24 protein-coding genes are annotated in these 26,814 nt (G+C 43.9%); 11 read left to right on the top strand and 13 right to left on the bottom strand.

Features of this window, described 5'->3' with window-relative positions:
* Window positions 1–391: 391 nt before the first annotated feature.
* The 5 genes from R7Z41_RS00550 to R7Z41_RS00530 form a co-directional block, all read right to left on the bottom strand.
* A complete protein-coding gene (locus R7Z41_RS00550) occupies window positions 392–574 on the bottom strand; it encodes a hypothetical protein (RefSeq protein WP_005377960.1) in 183 nt (60 codons plus the stop codon).
* Window positions 575–751: 177 nt separating this feature from the next.
* A complete protein-coding gene (locus tag R7Z41_RS00545; RefSeq protein ID WP_206969808.1) occupies window positions 752–1,726 on the bottom strand; it encodes a J domain-containing protein in 975 nt (324 codons plus the stop codon).
* Window positions 1,727–1,802: 76 nt separating this feature from the next.
* Window positions 1,803–2,462, bottom strand: coding sequence for an OmpA family protein (locus R7Z41_RS00540; RefSeq protein WP_005377956.1), 660 nt, complete (start codon window positions 2,460–2,462; stop codon window positions 1,803–1,805).
* 217 nt (window positions 2,463–2,679) lie between these two features.
* Window positions 2,680–3,375 (bottom strand): DUF2786 domain-containing protein, encoded by a 696-nt coding sequence (locus R7Z41_RS00535; protein ID WP_005377954.1) that lies wholly within the window; start codon window positions 3,373–3,375, stop codon window positions 2,680–2,682.
* Window positions 3,376–3,583: 208 nt separating this feature from the next.
* Complete coding sequence (locus R7Z41_RS00530; protein ID WP_005388843.1) at window positions 3,584–4,264, bottom strand: DUF3334 family protein; 681 nt, start codon at window positions 4,262–4,264, stop codon at window positions 3,584–3,586.
* A gap of 262 nt (window positions 4,265–4,526) precedes the next feature.
* On the opposite strand from R7Z41_RS00530, the gene R7Z41_RS00525 reads away from it, so the two are divergent.
* Both R7Z41_RS00525 and R7Z41_RS00520 read left to right on the top strand, forming a co-directional pair.
* A complete protein-coding gene (locus R7Z41_RS00525; protein ID WP_206969812.1) occupies window positions 4,527–7,562 on the top strand; it encodes an FAD-binding and (Fe-S)-binding domain-containing protein in 3,036 nt (1,011 codons plus the stop codon).
* Between the two features lie 73 nt (window positions 7,563–7,635).
* Complete coding sequence (locus R7Z41_RS00520) at window positions 7,636–8,097, top strand: methyltransferase family protein (protein ID WP_225477402.1); 462 nt, start codon at window positions 7,636–7,638, stop codon at window positions 8,095–8,097.
* A gap of 110 nt (window positions 8,098–8,207) precedes the next feature.
* Here the strand turns inward: R7Z41_RS00520 and R7Z41_RS00515 are convergent, their stop codons facing one another.
* The 6 genes from R7Z41_RS00515 to hutC all read right to left on the bottom strand — a co-directional run bounded on the left by R7Z41_RS00515 (window position 8,208) and on the right by hutC (window position 15,686).
* The gene (locus tag R7Z41_RS00515) at window positions 8,208–8,933 is read right to left on the bottom strand and encodes a DUF3581 domain-containing protein (protein ID WP_017821813.1); all 726 of its coding nucleotides are present in this window, start codon (window positions 8,931–8,933) and stop codon (window positions 8,208–8,210) included.
* A 335-nt stretch (window positions 8,934–9,268) separates the two neighbouring features.
* A complete protein-coding gene (gene hutH / locus R7Z41_RS00510; RefSeq protein ID WP_206969815.1) occupies window positions 9,269–10,804 on the bottom strand; it encodes a histidine ammonia-lyase in 1,536 nt (511 codons plus the stop codon).
* A gap of 11 nt (window positions 10,805–10,815) precedes the next feature.
* A complete protein-coding gene (hutU, locus tag R7Z41_RS00505; RefSeq protein ID WP_206969818.1) occupies window positions 10,816–12,513 on the bottom strand; it encodes a urocanate hydratase in 1,698 nt (565 codons plus the stop codon).
* Window positions 12,514–12,586: 73 nt separating this feature from the next.
* Window positions 12,587–13,597: a formimidoylglutamase gene (hutG, locus tag R7Z41_RS00500; protein ID WP_053350426.1), complete on the bottom strand. Its 1,011-nt coding sequence runs from the start codon at window positions 13,595–13,597 to the stop codon at window positions 12,587–12,589.
* Window position 13,598: 1 nt separating this feature from the next.
* The gene (hutI, locus tag R7Z41_RS00495) at window positions 13,599–14,849 is read right to left on the bottom strand and encodes an imidazolonepropionase (protein ID WP_213905906.1); all 1,251 of its coding nucleotides are present in this window, start codon (window positions 14,847–14,849) and stop codon (window positions 13,599–13,601) included.
* A 129-nt stretch (window positions 14,850–14,978) separates the two neighbouring features.
* Entirely contained in the window at window positions 14,979–15,686 is a 708-nt protein-coding gene (gene hutC, locus R7Z41_RS00490) for a histidine utilization repressor (RefSeq protein WP_017634851.1), read from the bottom strand.
* A 248-nt stretch (window positions 15,687–15,934) separates the two neighbouring features.
* Between hutC and R7Z41_RS00485 the strand changes: the two genes are divergently transcribed.
* Window positions 15,935–16,678 (top strand): sporulation protein, encoded by a 744-nt coding sequence (locus tag R7Z41_RS00485; protein WP_158173818.1) that lies wholly within the window; start codon window positions 15,935–15,937, stop codon window positions 16,676–16,678.
* 6 nt (window positions 16,679–16,684) lie between these two features.
* Here the strand turns inward: R7Z41_RS00485 and R7Z41_RS00480 are convergent, their stop codons facing one another.
* Complete coding sequence (locus tag R7Z41_RS00480) at window positions 16,685–17,662, bottom strand: DUF3187 family protein (RefSeq protein ID WP_053303168.1); 978 nt, start codon at window positions 17,660–17,662, stop codon at window positions 16,685–16,687.
* A gap of 403 nt (window positions 17,663–18,065) precedes the next feature.
* On the opposite strand from R7Z41_RS00480, the gene thrS reads away from it, so the two are divergent.
* From thrS to R7Z41_RS00450, 6 genes are all read left to right on the top strand, one after another.
* Window positions 18,066–19,994 (top strand): threonine--tRNA ligase, encoded by a 1,929-nt coding sequence (gene thrS, locus R7Z41_RS00475; protein WP_005395892.1) that lies wholly within the window; start codon window positions 18,066–18,068, stop codon window positions 19,992–19,994.
* 3 nt (window positions 19,995–19,997) lie between these two features.
* Complete coding sequence (gene infC, locus R7Z41_RS00470; protein ID WP_080276913.1) at window positions 19,998–20,549, top strand: translation initiation factor IF-3; 552 nt, start codon at window positions 19,998–20,000, stop codon at window positions 20,547–20,549.
* A 120-nt stretch (window positions 20,550–20,669) separates the two neighbouring features.
* Window positions 20,670–20,864: a 50S ribosomal protein L35 gene (rpmI, locus tag R7Z41_RS00465; protein WP_005377932.1), complete on the top strand. Its 195-nt coding sequence runs from the start codon at window positions 20,670–20,672 to the stop codon at window positions 20,862–20,864.
* A 40-nt stretch (window positions 20,865–20,904) separates the two neighbouring features.
* A complete protein-coding gene (rplT, locus tag R7Z41_RS00460) occupies window positions 20,905–21,258 on the top strand; it encodes a 50S ribosomal protein L20 (protein ID WP_004727974.1) in 354 nt (117 codons plus the stop codon).
* A gap of 189 nt (window positions 21,259–21,447) precedes the next feature.
* Entirely contained in the window at window positions 21,448–21,765 is a 318-nt protein-coding gene (locus tag R7Z41_RS00455) for a heavy metal-binding domain-containing protein (protein WP_005377919.1), read from the top strand.
* A 366-nt stretch (window positions 21,766–22,131) separates the two neighbouring features.
* Complete coding sequence (locus R7Z41_RS00450) at window positions 22,132–22,941, top strand: helix-turn-helix domain-containing protein (RefSeq protein ID WP_005377917.1); 810 nt, start codon at window positions 22,132–22,134, stop codon at window positions 22,939–22,941.
* Here the strand turns inward: R7Z41_RS00450 and R7Z41_RS00445 are convergent.
* Complete coding sequence (locus tag R7Z41_RS00445; RefSeq protein WP_206969840.1) at window positions 22,934–23,119, bottom strand: hypothetical protein; 186 nt, start codon at window positions 23,117–23,119, stop codon at window positions 22,934–22,936. The two genes, R7Z41_RS00450 and R7Z41_RS00445, sit on opposite strands and share 8 nt — an antisense overlap.
* 270 nt (window positions 23,120–23,389) lie before the next feature.
* Between R7Z41_RS00445 and R7Z41_RS00440 the strand changes: the two genes are divergently transcribed.
* Entirely contained in the window at window positions 23,390–24,178 is a 789-nt protein-coding gene (locus R7Z41_RS00440) for a TetR/AcrR family transcriptional regulator (protein WP_005377913.1), read from the top strand.
* Window positions 24,179–24,427: 249 nt separating this feature from the next.
* Window positions 24,428–26,806, top strand: a complete 2,379-nt coding sequence (locus R7Z41_RS00435; RefSeq protein ID WP_262678692.1) for an efflux RND transporter permease subunit — start codon at window positions 24,428–24,430, stop codon at window positions 26,804–26,806.
* Window positions 26,807–26,814: the final 8 nt, after the last annotated feature.

The following is a 26,814-nucleotide window of genomic DNA, read 5'->3' as shown; positions in this document are numbered from 1 at the left end:
GCTGTATGTGTATACAGTAGTTTGTTTTGGTGACCTGATCAACCAGTTTCTCAAAAGTTATTTGCGGTTTTTTGAGAAGGAAATAAAAGGATTTGATTCTAAGTAATTGAATTTATGTGGTTGTTTTTCATTTTTGATATGTCTAACATCAATTTAAAAATGTGAGGTGAGTAGAAAACTGGACGAGAGACATACAGGGGTTTACTACTGTATATACAGGTGTTTTTCACGGACAATGGTTTGTATACAGTGGGAGAGGGCTGATAACCGATGCGACGTGCTATGTAAGATAGGAGGGAATACGAGATAGAGATTGGAAATAGGGCTTGGCCGATCAAAAAAGCGCCTTAAGAGGCGCCTTTGAAAATCAGTTCCGTTGATTCCGTCTTGCTTAGCTCGCTCGTTGCAAGCGTTCGCGCATTTGTAATTCGCCTTGGTTAAATAGGCGCACGTCGATTTTCGCCATGTCGTAACAAGCTTTACATGAGTAGTGGTGCTTGCCATCTAAATAATCGTGACGAGTTACAAGGCTAGGTTTTTTACACCAATCACAGGTGCCTTCTTCAGTGAACATTGATTTTCTCCCCACCTAGATTAATTTGAGTCGTTAGGTGTTATTTTGCGCCGGGCATTATGGCATAAAAGCGCGACTTAAGTTAAATGTCTGTTAATTTGTTTGAGAGGGAGATCGATTGCGGCGCTTGATTATATAGGTCTAAAAGCATGCTAGCCAAAGTATCCTGACCTATTTTTACTGTTTTGTAACATTTTGTGAGACGAGCTTAAAGGCATGATTGAGTCGCTTCATTTCTTCTTCACTGCCTCTTGTGTCAGGATGATAAAGCTTTGATAGCTGTCTATAGCGTAGCTTGATTGCTTGTAAATCAGGGATGTGTTGTGGTGTGTAGCCAAACATAGCACACGCGACGCTTAGCTTATGGTTCTCTGCCTGGGTTTTGGATTTCTTAAATTCTTTGAATACTTTCTCTAGCTGGCGTTTCAGTTGCTTGTTCGTAAACTCTAGCTCTTTTATTTTTTTCGACATTCGTTGATTTTGGCTTTCCTCTTTGGCTTCAAGCGCTTTTCTATTCTGCTTAAGTTTCTTGATTACGAGAAAACTTAAGCCGCTGATGATGAGTATCGCCGCTAGCCAGATCAGCCATAAAAACTGCGAGTGTTCTACTTTGGGGTTTGCAACTGTGCTTTTCTCTTCCTGTGCTTGCTCAGCCTTTTTATCGAGCGACTTTATTTGCGAGACTTGTTTAGCTCGCAGTTGGTTGAAGCGCTGCTCTAACAGTTGATTATAAGCTTGTTCTGCTGCTGGATTATGCTGAGAAGCCATTTGATACAAGGCTTCAGTCAATTGAGAAGTTGTGACCTTATCTGGATTGCGCTGAATAAAATCGGCGAGAAGAAAGCCACGATCGGTTGGGTCATTGAGTGCGATAGAGGTTAGCCAATATAACGCTTGTGTTTCATTTTTTTCGCCATTTATCCCTTTAGCAAAGTCGTTCGCGAGCTGTTTTTGCGCAGGGAGGTAACCTTGGTTGGCGGATTGCTCTAGCCAGTAGCGCGTTTCTGGTGAGGCTTCAGCTTCGTTTGATGCCAATAATTGTTGTGCGTACTCGTATTGTTCGATGGGGTCATTTGGAGCTTGAGAGGCAAGTGAGTAGCCAGAAAAGCTGAGGCTAAATAAGCAGAGTAGGGCAGACGTTTTGACAGACATTAATATGTCAGGCCTAACGATAATGGTTAGGCCTGCTCCGGTAATTTTTTATTATTACCGTTATGGTGCAACCAAATTACTTCAGTGGCAAGATCTGGATTTCAACACGACGGTTGCACGCACGACCTTCAGAAGTTTGGTTTGAGCAAATTGGGTTACGTTCGCCGTAGCCGCGTGCAATTGCACGACCAGGTGCAACGTTTTGAGATACTAGGAATTGACGTACGGACTCTGCACGGCGCTCTGACAACGTTTGGTTGTATGACTCACTGCCTGTGCTATCCGTGTAACCATCAATAACGAGACTGGTATCTGGGTACTCAACTAGGATGCGAGCAACACCGCGTAGAGTGTTATGGATACTAGCATCAAGTTGGTAAGAGCTTGAAGAGAAGCCGATACCGTTTTCCATACGCAGTAAAAGCTGATTTTCACCAACACGCTGAACTTGTACGCCAGAGTTTAGCAAAGCGCGACGTAATTCCGCTTCTTGTTGGTCAAAGTAGTAACCAACGCCAGCGCCAGTCGCTCCGCCTGCGGCTGCACCAATGAGTGCATGCTGACGACGTTCTTTAGCATCATCACCCGTTGCTAGGCCGATTGCTGCGCCAGCGATCGCACCAATAAGCGCGCCTTGCGTGGTTGAGTTAGTTTCGTATTCACCCGTTGTTGCATTTTGGCGTTGAGTGGCTTGACAGCCAGTAAGAGCTAGCACTAAAGCTAGTGCAATAGGCATCTTTTTCAAGGGAAAATCTCCGTATAAAACTGAGGCGAAACCATGCCTCATAATGGGATGCGAATTATGAATAAACAAGCATTAATATTTGTTATGAGAAAGTAAGATTGATAAGAGTTTCTGTAAGAAAATTCCTATCAATACTGCCAAAGCTCTCAAAGTAAGTCCCATCGACATCGAAGTCATTGCTGCTTATGTGAATCCTTTACTATCCTGGCTATTTCGATGAATCGCCCAACATTTTGCGTGCTTGTTCGCCGCCCACTCCACGATTAACTGAAACCTTTCTACCTTTCTTTAAGCCCACTTCGTAGTCTTCAGTTAGGTTTTTCATCGCTTCTTTCAATTGCTTCTTGAACGTTTCGCGGTCAATGTTTTGGAATTCTTTATCAATATAGTCATTAATTTTATTGGCCGACTCTTCATCTGGAGAAATAATTGGCAATTTTTCAATCGCGCCTTCCACCCAGCCAGATACAAATGAGTTCACACGGCGAGTCACTTCCTGAGAAGAGGTGCCGGTGCCAGCAAAGCTGTTTCGGAATTGTCCGGTACTTTCGTTCATCTCGCGATAAACAATATCGAAAGCAAATGCAGCAAAAATAGCGCGATCTGCTTCACCGATAAATTCGACACGTTTGAGCCCTTTGTGATTCAACAATACTGCTTCGACACCGAATTTTGTGTTAATGCCGCGAATCACTCGCAATATGGTAGAACTGATGTTCGCTGGTAGCAGATGAGAAGATTGTGTTTTTCCCATTCTGATGAACTCAATATCGTCTTTATCGAGACCATATTTAAGCATGAGGCGATGTGCCATTTTGATAGCATTGGCAGCCTCATTAACATTAGCGGAATTGCCCAGTTCTAAGCACTTGGCGATTTTTTTCAGAGCTTTTTGTTTATCCATCGACAACCAGTAACGAAAGCAGAAAATTTATGAAGTCAGACATATTACCTTTTTTGACATAAAAACGAAATACAAGGTGGGACTGAAGATAATTTCTGCACATAAAAAGAAGCCTCGCATTAAGCGAGGCTGGCGTTTTAGTTCGTCGTAATCAGTATGAAGTCGTACTTGTGTCTAAGAAGCCATTCTTCATTAAGATTCGTTAGAATTACAACCCGAGCTGGTTGAGCAAGTCATCGGCATCATCGTTTGATCCCGACGATTTAGATTCTTTCTCAGCCAACTGTTTACGTGTTGCCTCTAAAATGTCGTCTGGGTTTTCGTCTTCAGCAACTTCAAACTCTTCCAGTTGGATGAACTCAGTTTTATCCATTGCTAGCTCGAGATAGAAAATATTGTTGTTTTCGGTGGAGAACGTCACTCTGCGCGCTTGAGGGCGGTCAAGGTTGGTATCAACTTGTAAGATAACTTGCTTATTCAGCGCCAGCATTTTTGGTTGGTTTTGTGTGATGTTCGTTTGCAGGTCTTTACGAATTTTATTAGTGAAGTCTCCGACCAGTTGATTCATGAGTTCACCCAGAACATCGCCTACCTCGTCAGAAGTATGAGATATTGCCAGTTCTTCTTCTGGCATGCCCATATTACGCATGTAGTTGGTGTAGATCTCCAGTGCGGCTTTTGCCGTAAAATTAATCACAACTAGCCCGGTAAATCCGCCATCAAACAGAACAAAACAGCCAAAATCTGGTTTGAGGCTAGTCTTGTGGATTTTTTGCACCATTGCTGAATAATTTACTTGAGAAGATGTCGCCGAAGTAAGTACGCCAGAAACAGACTGGCAAAGTTTGAGAAGGATATCTTCAGTGGTCACAATTTTATTTTTTTTCATTCTGAAAACTCATCTAGAAACGCGATTCGTTCCCCAATGTAAGGCATCAAGCGTGAAAAAATAAAGCATAAGTTTAATTATTGTATCGAGATTCTGATTTGCTCGTCTTTTTAAATGTTGTAAAGTGACGAAATTCAAAGAATATTACTTCACTAACTCTTTTGTGGTGTTTTTTTCGCTTAGCGCCAATTTGTATGAGAAGTGAGCAAATAATTACACAACCCGCAGCTGATCGGATCAGCGTCGTAGGGGCAGGAAGCAAATGTTACCAAGATTACACTCGCAAACTGATGTCGATCCTCTTGTTCTTAGTTTTCTGAAAGAGCTTGAGCACGCCGGATTCACTGGTGATATCGAAAGCCAATATTCAAGTCGACTAGCGGTTGCCACTGACAACAGTGTTTACCAGCAACTTCCTCAGTCTGTCGTTCATCCCAAAACGACAGAAGATGTTTCTCTCCTCGGGAAACTGAGCAATAAAGAAAAGTACGAACGAATTACCTTTTCACCTCGTGGTGGCGGCACGGGGACCAATGGTCAGTCGCTAACCAAAGGTATTGTGGTGGATATGTCTCGCCACATGAACAAAGTGCTTGAGATTAATGAGAAAGAAGGCTGGGTTCGTGTACAAACTGGTGTAGTGAAAGACCAGTTAAATGACGCAGTTCGCCCTTATGGCTACTTCTTCTCTCCAGACTTATCTACCAGTAACCGTGCAACGATTGGCGGCATGGTCAACACCGATGCTTCTGGTCAAGGTTCTCTGAAATACGGAAAAACATCCGATCATGTTTTGTCGCTACAAGCGGTGTTTGCTGATGGCTCAGTTTTAGAATCAGACCTGTCCAACGGCTACCCAAAAGAAGACGAGTTTGCTGCCAAGGCGCTACGTGTAACGGAATCCGTATGTCGTGAAAAACGCCAGCAGATCGTAGATAAGTTTCCTCCTCTTAACCGCTTTTTAACGGGCTACGATTTAAAAAATGCCTTGAATGAAGAAGGTGACCGTTTCGATATCACACGAGTACTGTGCGGCGCTGAAGGTTCATTGGCATTCATTACCGAAGCGAAGCTTAACCTGACGCCAATTCCGAAAGCGCGTACTTTGGTTAACGTTAAATACAACAGCTTTGATTCTGCACTGCGTAATGCACCGTTGATGGTCGAAGCGAAAGCGCTGTCTGTAGAAACCGTTGACTCGAAAGTGCTTAATCTCGCGAAGCAAGATATCGTCTGGCACACCGTGAGTGATTTGCTTACCGATGTTCCAAATAAAGAGATGCTTGGCATCAATATGGTGGAATATGCAGGTCAGGACGAAGAAGAAGTTGCAGCGCAGGTTGCATCGCTGACCGCCAAGCTCGATACCATGCTGGAAACAGAAGAAGCGGGCATCATCGGTTACCAAGTCTGTAACGATGTAGCGAGTATCGGGCGTATTTACAACATGCGTAAAAAAGCGGTGGGTTTGTTAGGCGCAGCAAAAGGCCGCGCTAAACCGGTCGCATTTGCTGAAGATACCTGTGTGCCACCAGAAAATCTGGCGGACTTCATTGTAGAGTTTCGAGAGCTGTTAGACAGCAAATCTCTGAATTACGGCATGTTTGGTCACGTCGATGCCGGGGTGCTTCACGTACGTCCTGCGTTGGATTTGTGTGACCCGCACCAAGAAGCATTGATGCACGAAGTTTCTGATGAAGTGGTCAAGCTGGTGGCGAAATACGGCGGTTTGATGTGGGGTGAACACGGCAAAGGTTTCCGTTCAGAATATGGCCCTGAGTTTTTCGGCGACGAGTTGTTTACTGAACTGAGACGTGTGAAAGCGGCATTCGATCCACACAACAAAATGAACCCGGGCAAAATCTGTACACCGCTGGATAGTGATGCAGAGCTTGTCAAAGTTACCGATACCAAACGTGGTTACTATGACCGTCAGATTGACGTTCAAGTACGTGACAGCTTTAAACAAGCGATGGAATGTAACGGTAACGGTTTGTGTTTTAACTATGATACCAGCTCGCCAATGTGTCCATCGATGAAAGTAACAGCCGATCGTCGTCATTCACCGAAAGGTCGTGCGGGTTTGGTTCGCGAGTGGTTGCGTCAGCTTACTGAGCAAGGCATTGATATTCTTGACTTAGAAAAGCAAACACTAGAAAACAGAACATCAATCAAAACCATGATTGACCGCGTACGTCATTCTATCAATCGTCGTCACGAGTATGACTTCTCTCACGAAGTGTATGAAGCGATGAATGGTTGTTTGGCGTGTAAAGCGTGTGCGAGTCAGTGTCCGATTAAAGTCGATGTTCCGAGCTTTCGCTCACGTTTTTTAAACATCTATCACTCTCGTTATCAACGTCCTGCAAAAGACTATCTGGTTGCGAACATTGAGACTATGCTGCCGATGATGGCAAAAGCGCCAGGTGTCGTAAATGGTGTTTTGAAGCAGTCGTGGGTGAAAAGTTTAACGGCATCTACGGTCGGGTATGTCGATGCGCCGTTGTTATCAGTACCCACCTTGAAACAACGAGTAGAGTCGCTGACAACGCCTTATGATCTGCAAGCGCTCAGTGGTTTGTCTTCGTCTGAAAAGAGCAAGCATGTTTTAATTGTTCAAGACCCATTCACTAGCTACTACGACGCTGATGTCGTTGAAGACTTCGTTAAGTTATTGAAAAAGCTGGGCATGAATCCGGTGCTTCTGCCGTTTAAGCCGAATGGTAAAGCACAACACATTAAAGGGTTTTTACGTCAGTTTAAGGACACAGCAGCCGACACAGCGAAGTTCTTGGCGATGGTAGCGGATTTGGATATCCCATTAGTTGGCGTCGATCCTGCTTTGGTGCTGTGTTATCGAGATGAATACGCTGAAGTGCTTGGCAGTAAGCGAGGTAATTTCGATGTACTAACAGCCCACGAATGGCTTTACCCAAGACTAGAAGCGTTTGAAAGCGGAGAGCATAAGGCGCAGGAACCTTGGTATCTGTTTGCGCACTGTACTGAGAAAACCAAAATGCCAAATGCGGAAAAAGAGTGGGGCGCTATTTTTGCTCACTTTGGTGCAGTTTTGAATACGGTACCTGTTGGTTGTTGTGGTATGGCGGGTACGTTTGGTCATGAGGTTGATAAGTTGTCGATGTCGAAAGACATTTACAATTTAAGCTGGAAGCCAAGCTTAGATAAGTTGGATAACGAGAGATGTTTGATTACAGGCTATTCTTGCCGCAGCCAAGTTAAACGCTTTGAAGGAACGAAGCCCAAGCATCCCGTTCAGGCATTGTTAACTTTGTTGTAATCGGACTAAATCAAGCCCAGTTTTACTGGGCTTTTTAGAAACCGTATTTAGACCCTTTCAAAGGATATGAATCTTGAAAAAACTTGAACTCAAAGTCCCACCTGTTGTGGTGTTTTTGTTGGTCATACTTTTGATGTACGGACTTAAAGTTTTGACGCCGAGCATGAACATTCGAGTACCCTTTGTTGAATTTGTAGTAGGTGTATTAACTTTGTTGTCTGGCTACATGGGCATTGCTGGCGTGTATGAATTTTGCAAAGTAAAAACCACAGTAAACCCAGTAAAACCTGAAGCGGCATCTTCTGTTGTAAGAACTGGTGTGTTTGCCTTTTCACGCAACCCTATGTACACGGCATTATTGCTTCTAATCATAGCAACTGGTTTGTGGTGGCAGCACTTGAGTGTGGTGCTTTGTGGCGTGATATTTGTCAGTTATATGAATCGGTTTCAAATCAAGCCTGAGGAACGCGTTCTAGAGCGATTGTTTGGTGAGGAGTATGTGGATTATAAAAATCATGTTCGTCGTTGGCTCTAAGCATTGCGTTTAGTTTTGTTTGGATGAGACATAAAAAGAAAGCCCAACGATCGACGTTGGGCTTTCTTTTAGTAAACACGTTTTTTGAGCGCTTCTGATAGGGCAGTCGACTAGGCTGCCTTAACGAACTTTGCTAGGAATGCGTCCTTACGTTCATTAAAGCGGCGTACAAGGTCGTCAACCGCTTCTTGGTCATATGGCTTCAAGCCACTTGCAACCATGCGCTTAATACCTTTACCAACGACTTCACCGTCTTCTTTAAACGCAAAGTTTAAGGTGACTACACCTCGTTTTCCTTCTACGTCGAATGTTGCGCCAGTGAAATCCACCTCTGGATGCGTAAGGTCTAAGCGTGAAAATTCGACTTCCATGCTTTCATAAATAACTAATGGACGCTGGCAGTTAATCATCATTTGCTTCTCTTCCATAAGAGGAACCATGATGTGAGGGAAGTTCATACCAGAAAATTGCACGTAATTTGTCACTACATGCTCAATAAATGCCGGATCGTGGTTAGTTTCACCTTCACGGGACATGTGTAAGTATTCTTTACCTGCCTCGTCAACAACAGCGCTTTCTTTGTCACACTTATTTTCAATATGAAGTGCTACACCATCGTTTACCATGCCAGAGAAGTTAAAACGCATCTTTTGGCTAACGCCTTCTTTACTAAGAAGCACAGCGAAAAGTAAATCCCCAGGGACACAAAAGCGTTTGTTGTCTTCATCATGAATTGGGTTGTAGTCACCTGCGACACGTTTTGCAAAGTGGCTTGCTTGTTCGCGAGTGAACTGAAACTGGTGATTAGTGTTTGAAAAATAAGGTGTTAGAAACATAATTTTTACGTAGTAACCAAAACTGTGTGGGATTATATGCGAATATCTGCGTAGCAATGGTCCATCCAGTGAAAACTTCACCGTATCCTAACAATAAGACACTATTTCGGCGGATAAACCGTTAAAAACGCATACTTTAGCAACGCTTTTATTTGTGAAAACAATAAACAACGACCTTTTCGCTCGCCTATCTTTTAAAGTATAGCCATCAAAGTAGACTGGCGTTCATAAATAGTGCCATCAACATGTTTAATCGTATGTAAAAAGGCTCCACGCAGAACGTAGAGCCTTCAAGTCATCATCTGGTTATTCGGTGAAATGCCAGTTATGCTTAATTATCGAACACTTGGTAACAAGCTCTCTGGCATGAGTGTATTGTGGATAGCCAGCTTAAGCAGAGTGTTTGCCTGTTCAATGTCTGGAGCAAAGTAGCGATCTTTATCGTAGAACGATACTCTGTCACGCAGCATTTGTTTGGCAATCTCGATACGCTCAGAAGACTTGTTTGGTGCTCTAAAGTCTAGGCCTTGTGCTGCTGAGAGGTATTCGACCGCCAGAATGCCGCGAGTGTTTTCTCCCATTTCTTTCAATCTGCGAGCCGCGAAGGTTGCCATTGAAACGTGATCTTCTTGGTTTGCTGATGTTGGCAAGCTGTCTACTGACGCTGGGTGAGCGAGCGTTTTGTTTTCACTTGCTAACGCAGCAGAGGTAACCTGAGCAATCATGAAACCAGAGTTCACACCACCATTGTCGACTAAGAACGGTGGCAGTTTTGATAGCGCGCTATCGATAAGTAATGCCATACGACGTTCAGACAAGCTGCCGATCTCGGCAATCGCAAGTGCTAGGTTGTCGGCTGCCATTGCAACAGGCTCCGCGTGGAAGTTACCGCCAGAGATGATGTCACCATCTTCAGCAAACACCAACGGATTATCTGATACGGAGTTCGCTTCTACTTGTAATACTTCCGCCGCATTGCGGATTTGCTGTAAACACGCACCCATCACTTGAGGCTGACAACGCAAAGAATACGGGTCTTGTACTTTTTCACAGTTAGTGTGCGAATCACCTATTTCACTCGATGTGTCTAACAAATGACGGTATGCGAGTGCTGCGTCCATTTGGCTGCGATGACCACGTACACGGTGAATGCGCGGATCGAATGGACGTCGGCTGCCTAGAGCGGCTTCAACAGACATTGCACCACAAACGGTTGCTGACGCGAAAAGGTCTTCCGCGATAAACAGGCCTTCCAATGCGAACGCTGTGGATGCCTGAGTCCCATTTAGTAGCGCTAAGCCTTCTTTTGGCGCCAGAGTGATAGGCTCTAGACCTGCGATTTCTAATGCTTCTTGCCCGGAAATGATATTACCGTTGTGGCGAGCTTGTCCTTCTCCCAGTAATACTGTGCTCATATGGGCTAGAGGAGCTAAGTCACCTGATGCGCCAACAGAGCCCTTTTTAGGTACGCAAGGGTAAACTTGTGCGTTGACTAGGTCGGTCAGCATATTAATGACTTTTAGGCGAATCCCAGAAAAGCCACGAGACAGACTATTGATTTTTAATACCATCATCAGACGAACCGTTTCATCTGACATAAACTCACCGATACCTGCCGCATGAGAAAGAACGATACTGCGTTGCAGTGTTTCTAAATCTTCTGGTGCTATTCGTGTGTTAGCCAATAGCCCAAAACCAGTGTTAATTCCGTAAACCGTTCTATCTTCCGCGATGACTCGGTCTACGACCTGTGTGCTTTCTTCAATGGCCGGAATGGCTTCAGGATCCAAAGTAAGGTTGACTGGTGAACGGCTCACTTGGCGTAGTTCGTTTAAGCTAATATGACCTGGCTTTAGCGTTAAATTTAACATCTCTTTCATCCTTACTTGAGCTTCTTCAGTTCTTCGTTGAGCATTGGCAAATCTAGCCCTTGCTCTGCTGCACATTGTTTAGCGATATCGTATCCCGCATCAGCATGACGCATCACGCCTGTTGCTGGGTCGTTATGCAGCACGCGGGCAATACGTTGTGAGGCATCTTCACTGCCGTCACAGCAGATAACCATACCTGAGTGTTGCGAGAAACCCATACCTACGCCACCACCGTGGTGCAGTGAAACCCAAGTTGCGCCGCCCGCCGTGTTGAGTAGCGCGTTTAATAATGGCCAGTCTGATACGGCGTCAGAACCGTCCATCATACCTTCGGTTTCACGGTTCGGGCTTGCTACAGAGCCAGAGTCTAAGTGGTCTCGACCAATGACAACGGGCGCCTTAAGTTCGCCATTTTTCACCATTTCGTTGAATGCTTGACCAAGACGCTCACGATCTTTAAGACCAACCCAGCAAATACGCGCAGGTAAACCTTGGAACTGGATGCGTTCGCGAGCCATATCTAGCCAGTTATGTAAGTGCGGATTATCTGGAATTAGCTCTTTTACTTTTTGGTCGGTTTTATAAATGTCCTCAGGATCGCCAGAGAGAGCAGCCCAACGGAAAGGACCGATACCTTCACAGAATAGAGGACGAATGTAGGCTGGAACGAAGCCAGGGAAATCGAATGCGTTTTCTACGCCTTCTTCCAAGGCCATCTGGCGGATGTTGTTACCGTAGTCGAGTGTTGCGGCGCCGCGATTTTGCAGCTCTAACATCGCTTGAACTTGCACAGCCATGGATTTTTTCGCTGCTTTTACGACCATTGCTTCATCTTGCAAACGCATTTCTGCTGCGTGAGACATGCTCCAGCCTTGTGGTAAATAGCCATTGAGCGGGTCGTGTGCAGACGTTTGGTCTGTTACGACATCAGGCGTGATATTACGTTCTACCAGCTCAGAGAAAACGTCTGCTGCATTACCTAGTAGACCAACCGATACTGGTGTGTCTGACTCTTTAATGATAGCTAGCGCTTCATCTAAAGAAGTCGCTTTCTTATCGACATAGCCTGTACGCAGGCGGTAATCGATACGTGATTCATCACACTCTACTGCAATCATGGATAAGCCCGCCATTGTACCAGCGAGAGGTTGAGCACCACCCATGCCACCAAGACCACCTGTTAGAATCCAACGGCCCTTTGCTTCACCGTCAAAGTGTTTTTTTGCAACAGATACGAACGTTTCGTATGTGCCTTGTACGATACCTTGCGAGCCAATGTATATCCAGCTGCCAGCGGTCATTTGGCCGTACATCATCAAGCCTTGTTTATCTAGCTCGTTGAAGTGTTCCCAGTTTGCCCAATGCGGAACAAGGTTTGAGTTTGCGATAAGCACGCGTGGGGCATTTTTATGAGTAGGGAAAACACCAACAGGCTTGCCTGATTGAACTAAAAGCGTTTGGTCATCTTCGAGTCTTTCAAGTACTTCAACAATCTTGTCGTAACATTCCCAGTTTCGCGCTGCTCGGCCAATGCCGCCATATACAACCAGTGAATGTGGATGTTCTGCAACATCAGGATCAAGGTTGTTCATCAGCATACGAAGAGGGGCTTCGGTTAGCCAAGATTTTGCGCGCAGTTTATCTCCGTGAGGTGCACGAATTGTTCTGCTTGTATCAAGTCGTGGATCTTGTCCCTGGCGCTGTGTCATTTCAGACTCCTTTAGTTTCTCGTGATGACCAAGTACTTGCTTGGTCGTAATAATCAGTGGCATCTGGGATGCATTATGGTTTGTGCTGTTTTTCCGCCATCGCGTTGGCGATATCCCAACACAAACGGGCAGCTAATCGTGCAGTTTGACTATCGACGTCATAATTTGGGTTGTATTCGGCGATATCAGCCAGCATTAGCTTATTTTTGTAATGAAGAATTCGATCTAAAAAGGGTGCAATAGTGTCGTAACTCACTCCCCGAGCTGCTGGTGCGCTGACTCCAGGTGCGGTTGCGGCAGGAAATACATCCAGATCAATGGTCAAATAGAGGTAGTCACAGTCGTCAATAAAATGCTGAAGCTGAGTTAAGTGATAACTGTGGTTTAGGTAGCAGAGCTGATTGTCCTCTACATACCAAACATTTAACGCATCTGCTTTTTCAAATAGCGCTTTAGTGTTGCTACTGCGGCTTACACCAATACAAGCGTAATGAAAGTCCCAATCGTTGCGTTGGCAAAAATGATGAATTTGGTTGAAGGGGGTGCCAGAGCTTGGTCTTATGTCGGTGAGGTTGCTCTCAAATGCGCGCAAATCGAAATGAGCATCGAAATTAATAATGCCGATTTTAGGCTTCTTCTCTGGATGGTGCGCTTTAAAATATTCCGCTAAGCCGGAAAACGAGGCCCACGCAATCTCATGCCCACCACCTAGCACGATGACTGGCGTATGGGGCAGTGCGCTTGAAATGGTTGCTGCACATAGAGCTTGGCTCTCTTCCAGTAAGTCGTCTTCACACACCACAGTACCTAAGTCATATAGTGGGGCGTCTTGGTGCCATGCTAAATTAGCGAGTGCTCGTCGGATTAAGTCTGGCGCTTTTTTCGCGCCAATGCGTCCTTTGTTTCTCGCAACGCCAGCGTCGGTAGCAAAACCGAGTAATGAGACGCCATGCGCAACGGCACTCAACTCATCTGCTTTTTGGCGTTGAACAACGTGATGAATTCGCTGACCAAGCTTGCCGTCCTCGGCATCATGACGGCCTTGCCAATGAAATAGGGGAGAGTGTAGGTCGAATTGAGACATATTATTGGCCTCCGTGTGAAATGTATTCACCATTTACTATACGACCTACCAGACGTTTTGCTCCGACTTGATAGCTTAAATCCGCAGGGCTTTCGATATCCCAGATAGAGAAGTCCGCATCAAACCCTACTTTGATTTCGCCACGTGAGTTTTGATAACCCAGAGCTTTGGCTGCATGTTGCGTTACACCACGCATTGCTTCTTGCGGTGTAAGGCGAAATAGTGTGCACGCCATATTCAGCATGAGTGTGAGATCAGAAAATGGTGATGTACCTGGGTTGACGTCCGTAGCAATTGCCATCGGCACGTTATGCTCTCTCAACAACTCAATCGGTGGTAACTGAGTTTCTCTTAGAAAATAAAAAGCGCCAGGCAATAGAGTGGCGACAGTGTTTGATCGAGCAAGTGCTTTAACACCTTGCTCATCTAAAAACTCGATGTGATCCGCTGACAGACCGTTGTATTGCGCAGTGAGGGCTGTACCACCGAGATTAGAAAGCTGCTCAGTATGCCCTTTAACCTTTAAGCCGTGACGTTTTGCAGCTACAAACACTTTTTCTGTTTGTTCAAGATTGAAACCAATCGATTCACAAAAAACATCGACACTCGTAGCTAATTCTTCCTTTGCGACAACAGGGATTATGTCCTGACAAATGTGCTCAATATAATCATCTGCACGACCTTGGAACTCTGGCGGAATGGCGTGAGCGGCGAGAAGTGTAGTGGTGATTTTAACTTTGCGCTCTTGTTCAAGCATTTTGGCTGCACGGAGCATTTTTACTTCATCATTCAGTGTCAATCCGTAGCCTGATTTCACTTCGACAGAAGTGACGCCGCTCGCGAGTAGCCCGTCTAAACGTGGCAACGCTAACTCAACTAATTGCGCTTCGGTTGCTGAACGCGTCGCATGCACCGTTGAAAGTATCCCACCGCCTTGTTTGGAAATTTCTTGATATGGCACGCCGTTTAAGCGCATTTCAAATTCGTTGGCACGATTGCCCGCGTAAATAAGATGAGTGTGGCAGTCGATCAAACCTGGCAGAACTAACTTGCCTTGAAGGTCGATACTCTGAGCGTAATGTTGGGCAGACAGCAGAGACTCGGTTTGCGGTGCGTCTTCACCAATGGCACAAGTACTGATCGCAACGATTTTTCCAGATTTAATACCAATGCGCGCTGGAGGCGTTGGAAGGTATCCGCATTCTCCCGATTGCATGGTAACTAGACGTGCGTTTTCAATCAGCAAATCCATGTTTGTGTCCCTGTGTTTATTTGTATCATTAAATGTATATACAAATAAATAGAGCAAAATAAGAACACTGACAAGATTGATGTTGCTAAAATGTGATCAAAACGTAGATCTAGAGGACAAATCTTGTCCTTAAATGAGCACTTTTGAGCTCAGCTTATATTTGTTACCAGGGTGATAAAGTAGGGCGGTACTGACTAACTTATCTTGGCTCCACGTTCTGCGATTCAAGAGAAGGCAAGGTTCATTGGCTTGCATTTTTAAGTCTTGCTTAATACGGCTTTCAGGCACAATTGCCTCTACAGTATGTTCTATCGCGCTGAGTGGGCAATTATCTGACAGGTATTGATTTGGAGTGATTTGTGTGAAGTCTTGATTTAAATAACTCGGGGCATATTGGCTATTCACCCAGCGGAGCTCCAATTGAATCGGCGTTTGGTCTTCATAGTGAATAATTTCACTGTAAAACACTGTCGTGCCTAACATAACGCCGAGTTTTGTCGCAATGTTGTCATCTGCTTTTATAGCAATCTGTTTGAGCACTTTACTGCCATACTTTCGCCCTCTATCGCTGACTTCTTCGGCAATGTTTCGAATGTCTAGCAGGGGAGATTCTGACTTTTCACCAGGATCACACACGAACGTGCCTAAGCGTGGGCGACGTTGTAATCGGCCCTCATTAACTAAATCCCGAATTGCTTTGTTCACTGTCATTCTACTGACACCAAATTGCTCGGTAAGCTCAATCTCGGTGGCGATGCGATGACCAACTACCCACTCTCCAGCCTCAATTTTATCCAGGATAAATTGTTTAATTTGAATGTAGAGTGGTGCAGACATAATCATTTTCCTTTATTTGACTATACAAATACTGCTTAATTTAGGTACAAATTGCAAACATTTCTCGACGAATGTACCGCTTAGTGACCGAACAATCCTATTGCAGGGCTGAATGACTCTTGCTGTTGAGCATTATTTGGCTTGATGATTGAATTCAAGCATTTTCTTGTGGTCTATTGCTTGCACAGCAGAAAACAATTGTGTAAACAAACGATTATTAGAAGAAAAGTCGCTAAAAAAGGAAAAATATGTTTAAAAAATTGAAAGCATCACTGGGGATCGGCTCTGCAAAAGTAGATACCATTTTGGACGAAATGAGCGTGTTTCAAGGAGCGACGCTGAAAGGGCAGGTTCATATCAAAGGTGGAGACGTCGAACAACAAATTGATGCTATTACGATTAAATTGAACACGGAAATGAAAGTCGAAGTGGATGATAGCGTAAGTTATCAAACCTTCACTATCGATCAATTGAAAGCAGTTGACCCTTTTGTGATTCAACCTAATGAAGAAAAGCAGGTTCCGTTTGAGCTAAAACTGCATGACGAAACACCAATTACTGCGGTTAGCGCACTTAAGAATCAATGTCATGTTTGGGTCGAGACGACGTTAGATATTGATTTTGCAATTGATCCGCGTGACCGTGACTATATTGAAGTGAAACCACTACCAGTAGCATCTCGGGTTATTCAAGCGATCGAGCAAGCTGGCTTCACTATGGTTAAAGCCGATGTTGAAAAAGGCTTTTTGCGCGGTGGCTCGTTTGCCTCTCGCTCTGGTATTTATCAAGAGCTAGAGTTCCGTAACAGCGGCTTTATCTCATCAAAAGAAATTGAGCTCTCTTTTATTCTGGAAGGGCAGGTCATGCATTGTTTGGCAGAGATTGACCGTTCGCTCAGCTTGGCTGGTGACCAATATCGCTCGTTTACGTTGCCGATCAATGCAACCGATGCTCAAGTCGCAGCCGCAGTTGCACCAACGCTAAATCTATAGCTCTCATCACCTTGATGAAAATATGTACCGATATCCTATTGTGAAAGCGATATCGGTACTGTTATCCATGTTTCTTGCGTTCTCTACGGCTAAAAACTCAAGCGCTGAATTTTCCATTAGATATCGATAGCCCAATACCAGTTCATTAGAGGCATCAGCAAACTCTGTGGGTCCTTCTGTTGACCCTTGATACCAATGATATTCCAACATCAGGTGATGGTTATCTTCTAAGGCATAACGGTACCCACCCGCAATGGCAATCGTATTATGTCGATAGGGCAGATCGAGCAAGGCACGGTCATCCGAGCGAAAAGTCATGCCAATCATCGAATAAAATGCATGAGCATCACTTAAGTAGCTGTAGTTTAATTGGAAGCCTTGCTCGAAACTGCTACCTTGAAAAGTGCCGTGAGCCACATCGTTAAAATACAAACTGCCGCCAATCGATAGGCCGTGATGTTCATTTTGGAACACTTGATACTGTAAGTAAGTAGATAGGTTATTGGCCAGTGTTTGTCCTTCGAAATCATCTTCAAGCACATCATATTGCGGCATTGAAATGTAAAAACGATCTCTGTCTACTTTATCCCGCCCATTTTGTCCGATACCGAAAAGTTTATGGAAGCTTTTCGTCAGTCCATCTAAATGGTTGTCAGCGGCAAAGACCCATCGATAGTTGAGCTCCAACTGCCAACGGTTGCTGACTTGCCATTTGCTGCCTAATTCGATTTGATTGTGGTAATAATCCAGTGCGTATTCATCAGTATGAGCCCAAACACTTGCCACGGTTCCTGAACCATAGGCTTCGACAAAACCATAGGGCAGACTATGTCCTGAACGCAGTATGTTGGTGTGACTAACCACTTGCATTGGGGATTGTGCGTAAGAACGCAGCGGGCCATATAAGTCATTTGATGCGAAGGCTTGCAAAGAACATATCGAGGTGCTTAGAAGCACCATAAAGCGCGATTTGAAATAGACCATGATGAATACCTACATACAAACTACTCTATAAAACAACTATATACCTAAATCGCACGTTGAGCTCTCGCCCAGCGTGTTAGGCTTTGTATCGGTTCACACGTAATAGGGGATATTGTAATTTGTTGTGTAAGTTCATTGAGGGGCAATTCCATTCATCAGCTATGCGGTCTCTTAAAAAAGCATGATCAGATTGTCGTGACGGGTCTGCGGTTAAGTTCTTATGACAAAACAAAATCGCGCTTTGCATTCTAAATGTGAGCTAGGTACAATCCCATTTTCGATAACGGTCCGGTATTCGTGTTACCGAGAGGCCTTTATTGACTCTCAACTATTTTCAACAAATAGCTTCTAATTTGAATAACATGTGTTGCTTGGTGTGCAACACCACTGTAAAGGACATAGCATGCCTATTATTACTCTTCCTGACGGCAGTCAGCGTCAATTTGACAACCCAGTTTCTACTATGGAAGTTGCGCAATCGATCGGTCCTGGTCTTGCAAAAGCAACTATCGCTGGTCGTGTAAACGGTAACCGCGTTGATGCGTGTGATCTAATTGAAGAAGACGCAAGCCTTGAAATCATCACAGTTAAAGATGAAGTAGACGGTCTAGAAATCGTTCGTCACTCTTGTGCTCACCTTCTTGGTCACGCTCTTAAGCAGCTTTACCCTCAAGCTAAAATGGCGATCGGTCCAACCATCGACAATGGCTTCTACTACGATATCGACTTGGACGAATCTCTAACGCAAGAAGATCTTGAAAAGATTGAAAAGCGTATGAAAGAGCTAGCGAAAACCAAGTACGAAGTGGTTAAGAAAAAAGTAAGCTGGCAGGAAGCGCGTGATACGTTTGAATCACGTGGCGAACCATACAAAGTGGAAATCCTAGACGAAAACGTATCTCGTGATGATCGTCCAGGCCTTTACCACCATGAAGAATACATCGACATGTGTCGTGGTCCTCACGTTCCTAACATGAGCTTCTGTCAACACTTCACTTTGCTGAATGTTGCAGGTGCTTACTGGCGTGGTAACAGCGACAACAAAATGCTTCAACGTATCTACGGTACGGCTTTCCACGACAAGAAAGCACTGAAAGCGCACCTAACTCGCCTAGAAGAAGCGGCGAAGCGTGATCACCGTAAGATTGGTAAGCAACTCGACCTATTCCACATGCAGCAAGAAGCACCGGGTATGGTGTTCTGGCATCACAATGGTTGGTCTATCTTCCGTGATCTAGAAGTATTCATCCGCGCTAAGCTAGATGAGTACGGTTACCAAGAAGTGAAAGGTCCACTTATGATGGACCGTGTTCTTTGGGAACGCTCTGGGCACTGGGACAAATACGCTGATGCAATGTTCACAACTTCTTCTGAGAACCGTGAATACGCGATTAAGCCAATGAACTGTCCAGGTCACGTACAGATCTTCAACCAAGGTCTAAAATCGTACCGCGACTTACCGCTACGTATGGCTGAGTTTGGCTCATGTCACCGTAACGAACCATCTGGTGCACTACACGGTATTATGCGTGTACGTGGCTTTACTCAGGATGACGCTCACATTTTCTGTACTGAGAGCCAAATTCAAGAAGAAGTAACAAACTGTATCAAGATGGTGTACGATACGTACCAAACATTTGGTTTCGACAACATCGTAGTGAAACTGTCTACTCGTCCAGAGAAACGTGTAGGTTCAGATGAAATCTGGGATCAATCTGAAGAAGCATTGAAGCAGTCTCTTGAATCGATGGATATCCCATACGAAATTCAAGAAGGCGAGGGTGCGTTCTACGGTCCTAAGATTGAATTCACACTATACGATTGTCTAGACCGTGCGTGGCAGTGTGGTACTGTCCAGCTAGACTTCAACCTACCAGGTCGCTTAGGTGCAACTTATGTAGGTGAAAACAATGAACGTCTTGTACCGGTAATGATTCACCGTGCGATTCTAGGTTCACTAGAGCGCTTCATCGGTATCCTTATCGAAGAATATGCTGGTTTCTTCCCAACTTGGTTGGCGCCAGAACAAGCAGTTCTTATGAACATTACTGATAAACAGTCAGGTTATGTTCAAGAAATAGTACAAAAACTACAAAAAAGTGGAATTAGAGCTAAAGCGGACTTGAGAAATGAGAAGATTGGCTTTAAAATCCGCGAACATACTTTGAAGCGTGTACCGTATATGCTTGTTGTTGGTGACCAAGAAATGGAAGCTGGCGAAATTGCAGTGCGTACTCGTAAAGGTAAAGATCTTGGTAAATTTAAAGTGGATGATTTTATTGCATACATCCAAGACGAGATCTCTAGCCGTAAGCTCAATCTGGAGGAATAAGCTATTAAAGGCGGAAGACGTGGCCAACAGCCGGTAAAACAAAACCCGCACCGTATCAACGGTGAAATTCGTGGTATTCGTGAAGTTCGACTAACAGGCGCTGACGGTGAATCAGTTGGTGTTGTATCGATTCAAGAAGCCATTGCAGCTGCTGAAGAAGCTGGTATGGATCTCGTTGAGATCAGTCCTAACGCCGAGCCACCTGTTTGTCGTGTGATGGACTATGGTAAGTTCCTCTTCGAGAAGAGCAAAACTGCTAAAGAGCAGAAGAAGAAGCAAAAGCAGGTCCAGATCAAGGAAGTAAAATTCCGTCCTGGAACTGATATTGGAGACTATCAGGTAAAACTACGCAACCTGACGCGTTTCCTTGAAGAAGGCAACAAAGTGAAAGTAACAATTCGCTTCCGTGGCCGAGAGATGGCACACCAAGACATCGGTGTTGACGTTCTAAATCGTCTTAAGGAAGATACTGCAGAAATTGCTGTAGTTGAATCTTTCCCTAAGAAGATTGAAGGTCGCCAGATGATCATGGTGCTAGCCCCTAAAAAGAAGTAATTAACGGCTCATCAAGTAATTAAAACCTAGCCGCTTTCCTTTATATAAAGGCATATGGCTGGGTTTTGTTCGCCCTAATTACGTTGTTTATTAAACCTACTCAATGCGGAGTTATTCATCATGCCTAAGATGAAAACCAACAAAGGTGCTGCTAAGCGTTTTAAGAAAACTGCTGGTGGTATTAAGTACAAGCACGCTACAAAACGTCACATCCTGACTAAGCGTACTACTAAGAACAAGCGTCAACTACGTCCGAATGCAATCCTTCCAAAATGTGAAGTGGCTGCAGTAATCCGTATGTTGCCATACGCTTAATTCTTTGTAGTTATCAATCGTTTAGTTTAGGAGAAGCATAATGCCTCGCGTAAAACGTGGTGTACAAGCTCGTGCACGTCATAAGAAAGTTCTAAAACAAGCTAAAGGTTACTACGGTGCGCGTTCACGCGTTTACCGCGTAGCTTTCCAAGCAGTTACTAAAGCTGGTCAATACGCTTACCGTGACCGTCGCGCTAAGAAACGTCAATTCCGTCAACTATGGATTGCACGTATCAATGCGGCATCTCGTCAAAATGGTCTATCTTACAGCCGTTTCATCAACGGTCTTAAGAAAGCATCTATCGAGATCGACCGTAAGATCCTTGCGGACATCGCAGTATTCGACAAAGCTGCATTTGCAGTTCTAGTTGAAAAAGCGAAAGCTGCTCTTTAATTAGCAGTTTAGGATTAAGAGAAGGAGAGCATTAGCTCTCCTTTTTTATTGCTAAAATTTATACCCAAATGACTTTTATCTTGGCTATTTAGAGTATTGTCTATCAGTCTTCTCAATTTATTGGTTAGCATCTTATGTTAGTTACAAGGTAGCTTGGGTATAAATTTTTACGTTTATAAGGGATTAAAAATGATCTACACAACGACCGAAAGCATTCCTGGCAAGCAGATCTCTGAAATCAGAGGGGTTGTAACTGGTAATGTTGTTCAATCAAAACATATTGGCCGTGACCTCATGGCGGGTATCAAGAGCATTGTTGGCGGCGAAATTCGTGGTTACACGGAAATGATGACCGACGCGCGTGATATTGCTATACAGCGCATGGTGGCGGACGCTGAATCTAAAGGTGCCGATGCAATAGTAGGGATTCGATTTACCACAAGCTCAATCGTAGATGGTTCTTCGGAAATTTTGGCATTTGGTACTGCAGTGAAACTAGCGGACTAGTCTACTTGAATAGCATTGCAAAAATGCTAATAGAGAGCGGTGAATTATTATGCATTTACCGTTCTGTTCCTTTTAGGTTAATTATTCTAGATTTTTGTAGAGAGAATAGGTTTATATTCTCAACTTTACGTTACTATTAAAATTAATCACGATGATTTAGAGTAATTGCTTCACTTTTATTTTGCATATTATTTTATATCTATAATGAAATTGAATTCATATTGAATTTTTCATTTGTTGTGTGAATTCTCTTTTCGGTATATTAATTCATGTTTTTCTTATAAAAATATGAACTTATACCTTGCCAAGCGGTTCTAAATTGTTACAAATACTATACAGCTGTAACATTGCCAAAAGGAATTGTAGATGAGAGATCTGACTCCCGAATACTTGCTAGCCGCATTACGCCAAGCGATTAAAACAAAAGGGCTAACATATCGAGAGCTATCTGAGAAAATGGGTATGCCACTATCTACCTTTAAGAGACATCTTACAAGCACGAATCTCGCTTTAGATAAGTTGCTGGAATATTGTAGAGCGGTTGATTGCACGTTAGATGAACTACAAAAGCTCGCAAATCAATTGCAAGGTGAAGACGAGGATTACTTTAGTCGCACACAGGATGAAGTATTCTTTCAATTCCCTCACCTTTACGACTTTTATCGTGAATTGAGAATGTTACGAGGTAAAGACGGCTATTCTATTTTAAAGAAAAAGTATGACTTGTCTGAGCAGAGCATGTCCGATTACTTAAAAGCATTAGAGTTGTTGGATCTCGTTTACGTTGATGAAGATAAAAATATAACGCTGCACGGGCCTTTATATTATAGCTATGCAGAAAACTCCAAGCTCAACGACAAATATACCGAAATCATAAAAGAGCAGACGACTACCCACGATAAGTGTGTTCGCGTTGCTTTGGCGCGTATGAAAATTACCGAAGAACAGCTTTTGTTACTGGAAGATCAAGTCGCAAAGACCGTCATCGATTTTCATTCCAAAAATGTTGTAGCAGAGAACTTTAATGTCTCTGATTTTACTAATATTGTTCTACTTGCTGGGCCACATCAGCCAGTCACATTCTCTGACGGCATTATTGAGACAGAGGGGCGATTTATTGATGATATTCGTTATGCCATCGCATCTGCAGGTGATAAGCCAAGCCTATCTATATAGATTTTGAGCCTTTTTTGAAGAGAGTTTCTGAAAGGGCGTTGCAAAAGAAAAAGCCTAAGACAGCAAATACTTTGTAAGTAGGGCATTCAGCGGTGTTTGCTCTTAATTCAGACTTAAAGTGTTTTGGGCTTATTTCGAAAAATACCTGTTCAGCATCTACTTTCGTTATTTTTAACATGCTGATTTCCTTCGTTGTTCCTCCCAAAGCCTCTCTCGCTTCCTCTACAAAGAAACCATTCTCGTTGAACCAAGCATCCTGTAGCTACTTGGGTATGCATAATTGGTAGCTATTTATCTTCTAATTATAAATTCATACTTGAAATGTTTGTTTTTTGATCTATTATGACGAAGTGTCATTTGTGACGGTTCGTCAACTTTAGTTGCGTTCCTGTATTAAAGAATCGTGTTACAATTATTGGGAGTGTGTTGGTATACGGATCAAAGGATTATGTTTAACTTTCGCTGTAAAAAATATAGCAAGCAAGACGGATGTCGTGTGTCTTCAGGGCTAACAAAAAAGCAACAGGCGATTGCTGATCGTGAGATAGAGCTTATTCAATTGGCTAAGTCTTTAGTTCAAGAGCAAGGCTTTGCCAACTTAACGATGGACAAGCTTACAGCGTCAAGCCCTTACTCTAAAGGGACGATCTACAATCATTTTTGCAGCAAAGAAGATGTGATTCTTGCGCTTTGTATTCATTCGCTGAAAAGCGAAGCAATATTTTTCGAACGTACCGCCAAATTTAATGGCAATACCAGAGAAAAAATCATTGCGATGCATGTAGGTTATCGTATTTACGCTCGTATGGAGCCAGTACTATCAACTTGTGCGATTGTTGCAAAGACGCCTTGGGTTCTAGAGAAGGCTTCGCCTAAACGTGTGAATGAACTGAATAACTTGGAAGAACAAGTAATAGATGGTGCTGATGCGCTGGTGAACAATGCGGTAGAATGTGGTGATCTTAAGTTTTCTCCCGCAATTGGTTCTGATGCTATTGTATTCGCAAACTGGTCTATTGCATTCGGTTCAAACGCTTTGGCGCAAAATGCATCGAACAGTCGATGTATTCAGCGAATTCAAGACCCATTCTCAGTACTGCACAACGCGAATATGTTACTTGATGGTTTAGGTTGGTCGCCTTTATCTACAGAATGGGACTACCGTAAAACCTGGCGTCGAGTGGAGCAGGAGTTATTTAGTGAAGAGCTTGCTTATTTAGAGTCAGTGAATCGCTAATAAACTGGAAAGGCCAATCTGACGTTATGGTTGGCTTTTTTATCGCACTATTGTGACGAATCGTCATTAAATCTCGAAGGTTGGCGTTCAGCCAATGATCACGAGAAGCATAGGAAGTTACTAAAAACTAACTTATGTAGCCAAATTCATTCGATCTAAAGTTTGCATGTCGAGTTTGTCTGGTTATTTACAGCATTTGCTGTTTTTTTAGTTTTTAAATTTGACGAAACGTCACAAAAGGAGAGTGTGATGCCACATCACAACGTTCAACAATACGCCCGTTCAGGGTGTGGTAAGCTACCAACGAATTGCAGTGTATTGGTGATGCTTGCTACCGTTTTATTGATTGTCATAGCAACTATTGGAGGAAAAAATCTTTACTTTAGAGGAGATTACGACATCTTCTTTGATGGAACAAATGAGCAGTTACTTGCGTTTGATGAAATTCAAACCACCTTTGCAAAATCTGACAGTCTTGCTTTGGTTATAGCACCAAAGAGCGGCACTGTTTTTACTCCTAGCACATTATCTCTTATTCAGCAGATCACTGACGAGGCGTGGCAAGTTCCATACTCCACCCGCGTTGATTCCCTCGCTAACTACCAGCATACCGAAGCGTTTGAAGATGATCTTCTTGTCGAAGATTTACTGTATAGCGAATATGAATTGACACCTCAACGAATAGAGAAAGTCAAAAGTATTGCGTTGAGTGAGCCGGTTTTGAAAAGTTCACTGATTTCTGAAAAAGGAGATGTCACGGTCGTAAACATTACGGTCCAACTCCCTGAAATAGATAAAACTGCTGAAGTACAAGAGGTGGTTGCTTACATAAACGGAATGATTGAGCGTTATCAGCAAGTGTACCCAGACACGGAATTCCACAAGGCTGGTATTATTGCAATGAACTACGCGTTTATGACCGCAGCCCAAGATGATAGCGCAACATTAGTGCCAACTATGTTACTAGTGATATTGGTGTTTCTGACCATCATGTTGCGCTCATTGCTTAGCGTCATCGCGACGCTCATCGTTATTATCGGCTCGGTTATGGTTACAATGGGCTTGTCAGGATGGGCTGGTATGTTCTTAAGCACGGCGACCGTTAATGTGCCTACCTTGGTGATGACGCTTGCCGTCGCAGACTGTGTACACATCATCGCGACACTGCGTCAGTCTATGCAAAACGGCTTTAGTAAAGCCCACTCTATTGAGCGAAGTATTGCGCTCAATTTCATGCCTATCTTGATTACCTCCATTACCACCGCGATCGGCTTTTTAATGATGAATATGTCGGATTCTCCAATCCTGAGAGATTTCGGCAACCTATCAGCCCTTGGCGTCATGGTTGCTTGTTTCCTTTCCATCACGTTACTTCCCGCCTTGCTTAATATCCTTCCGGTTACGGTGAAGTCGGATACTTCTGATGAAAGAAAGCACTTTATGGATCATTTAGGAGATTTCGTGGTGTCAAAGCGACATGCTTTATTGCCGTTGTCGGTGCTTGTTATTGTCGCGAGTGCGAGCTTGATTCCACTGAACAAAGTCAATGATGAATCCGTCGAGTACTTTGGCCATAGCAATGAATTTCGCCGAGCGGCTGATTTTATGGAAGAGCGAATCAGTGGCATGGCGAACATCAGTATCGCGATAAAAACCAACGAATCGCAGGGTATTGCGGATCCTAATTTTCTCAATACCGTGGGTAAATTTACTGACTGGCTAAGGTTGCAGCTAGAAACGGACCATGTTGCGACCTTGAGCGATGTTTATAAGCGCCTAAACAAGAACATGCATGGAGATGATCAGGCTTATTACTCGCTCCCTCAAGACAGAGAATTAGCGGCTCAATATCTGCTGCTTTATGAAATGTCACTACCGTATGGTTTAGATTTGAACAACCAAATCAATGTAGATAAGTCGTCGATCAAGATGGTTCTCACCGTGGAGAACTTGGGCAGCGTCGAGCTTGTTGATTTGGAAAATCGCATTTACCAATGGTTTAACGAAAACGCGCCTCAATATGATGTTGTTGCTTCTAGTCCTTCATTGATGTTTGCGCATATTGGTGAAACGAATATGGCCAGCATGCTGTCAACCTTGCCCATTACTCTTGTCTTAATCTCTGCATTACTGATCTTTGCCTTGCGTTCGTTCAAGCTTGGCTTAATTAGTCTTGTCCCGAATATTGCTCCTGCGCTTATTGGTTTTGGTATTTGGGCGCTGGTTTCTGGCGAGATTAACTTGGGATTGTCTGTCGTTGTGACATTAACGCTTGGTGTTGTTGTCGATGACGCCGTTCACTTTCTTTCTAAATATCAACACGCTCGTAAAGATGGCCACAGTGCGGAGCAAGCGGTTCGCTACGCCTTTCGCACCGTGGGGCGCGCGCTTTGGATTACGACGGTCGTGCTTGTTGCTGGTTTCTCTGTTCTGGCGATGTCGAGCTTCCGTTTAAATGCCGATATGGGACAGCTGAGTGCCATTGTCATCTTTATTGCCCTTGTTGTGGATTTCATCTTCCTACCGACTCTACTGATGTTGTTTGACAAAGGCGTTTACGACGAGGTGGAGCGCCGAAATAAGCTTAAATCAACTGACTCTCAAACCAAGACTGTTACTCAGTCATAACGAATTAA

This window comes from Vibrio sp. 1457, from assembly GCF_033340195.1.
In the GTDB taxonomy this organism is placed as follows: domain Bacteria; phylum Pseudomonadota; class Gammaproteobacteria; order Enterobacterales; family Vibrionaceae; genus Vibrio; species Vibrio alginolyticus.
Note: the sequence above shows the minus strand (reverse complement) of the source record. Positions and strands in the feature narration are given on the sequence as shown.

What these genes read in the sequence shown, in the direction of transcription:
- R7Z41_RS00550 (WP_005377960.1), bottom strand. Translation starts at nt 574, where the DNA reads ATGTTCACTGAAGAAGGCACCTGTGATTGGTGTAAAAAACCTAGCCTT.
- R7Z41_RS00545 (WP_206969808.1), bottom strand. Translation starts at nt 1,726, where the DNA reads ATGTCTGTCAAAACGTCTGCCCTACTCTGCTTATTTAGCCTCAGCTTT.
- R7Z41_RS00540 (WP_005377956.1), bottom strand. Translation starts at nt 2,462, where the DNA reads ATGCCTATTGCACTAGCTTTAGTGCTAGCTCTTACTGGCTGTCAAGCC.
- R7Z41_RS00535 (WP_005377954.1), bottom strand. Translation starts at nt 3,375, where the DNA reads ATGGATAAACAAAAAGCTCTGAAAAAAATCGCCAAGTGCTTAGAACTG.
- R7Z41_RS00530 (WP_005388843.1), bottom strand. Translation starts at nt 4,264, where the DNA reads ATGAAAAAAAATAAAATTGTGACCACTGAAGATATCCTTCTCAAACTT.
- R7Z41_RS00525 (WP_206969812.1), top strand. Translation starts at nt 4,527, where the DNA reads ATGTTACCAAGATTACACTCGCAAACTGATGTCGATCCTCTTGTTCTT.
- R7Z41_RS00515 (WP_017821813.1), bottom strand. Translation starts at nt 8,933, where the DNA reads ATGTTTCTAACACCTTATTTTTCAAACACTAATCACCAGTTTCAGTTC.
- hutH (WP_206969815.1), bottom strand. Translation starts at nt 10,804, where the DNA reads ATGTTAAATTTAACGCTAAAGCCAGGTCATATTAGCTTAAACGAACTA.
- hutU (WP_206969818.1), bottom strand. Translation starts at nt 12,513, where the DNA reads ATGACACAGCGCCAGGGACAAGATCCACGACTTGATACAAGCAGAACA.
- hutG (WP_053350426.1), bottom strand. Translation starts at nt 13,597, where the DNA reads ATGTCTCAATTCGACCTACACTCTCCCCTATTTCATTGGCAAGGCCGT.
- hutI (WP_213905906.1), bottom strand. Translation starts at nt 14,849, where the DNA reads ATGGATTTGCTGATTGAAAACGCACGTCTAGTTACCATGCAATCGGGA.
- hutC (WP_017634851.1), bottom strand. Translation starts at nt 15,686, where the DNA reads ATGTCTGCACCACTCTACATTCAAATTAAACAATTTATCCTGGATAAA.
- R7Z41_RS00485 (WP_158173818.1), top strand. Translation starts at nt 15,935, where the DNA reads ATGTTTAAAAAATTGAAAGCATCACTGGGGATCGGCTCTGCAAAAGTA.
- R7Z41_RS00480 (WP_053303168.1), bottom strand. Translation starts at nt 17,662, where the DNA reads ATGGTCTATTTCAAATCGCGCTTTATGGTGCTTCTAAGCACCTCGATA.
- thrS (WP_005395892.1), top strand. Translation starts at nt 18,066, where the DNA reads ATGCCTATTATTACTCTTCCTGACGGCAGTCAGCGTCAATTTGACAAC.
- rpmI (WP_005377932.1), top strand. Translation starts at nt 20,670, where the DNA reads ATGCCTAAGATGAAAACCAACAAAGGTGCTGCTAAGCGTTTTAAGAAA.
- rplT (WP_004727974.1), top strand. Translation starts at nt 20,905, where the DNA reads ATGCCTCGCGTAAAACGTGGTGTACAAGCTCGTGCACGTCATAAGAAA.
- R7Z41_RS00455 (WP_005377919.1), top strand. Translation starts at nt 21,448, where the DNA reads ATGATCTACACAACGACCGAAAGCATTCCTGGCAAGCAGATCTCTGAA.
- R7Z41_RS00450 (WP_005377917.1), top strand. Translation starts at nt 22,132, where the DNA reads ATGAGAGATCTGACTCCCGAATACTTGCTAGCCGCATTACGCCAAGCG.
- R7Z41_RS00445 (WP_206969840.1), bottom strand. Translation starts at nt 23,119, where the DNA reads ATGTTAAAAATAACGAAAGTAGATGCTGAACAGGTATTTTTCGAAATA.
- R7Z41_RS00440 (WP_005377913.1), top strand. Translation starts at nt 23,390, where the DNA reads ATGTTTAACTTTCGCTGTAAAAAATATAGCAAGCAAGACGGATGTCGT.
- R7Z41_RS00435 (WP_262678692.1), top strand. Translation starts at nt 24,428, where the DNA reads ATGCCACATCACAACGTTCAACAATACGCCCGTTCAGGGTGTGGTAAG.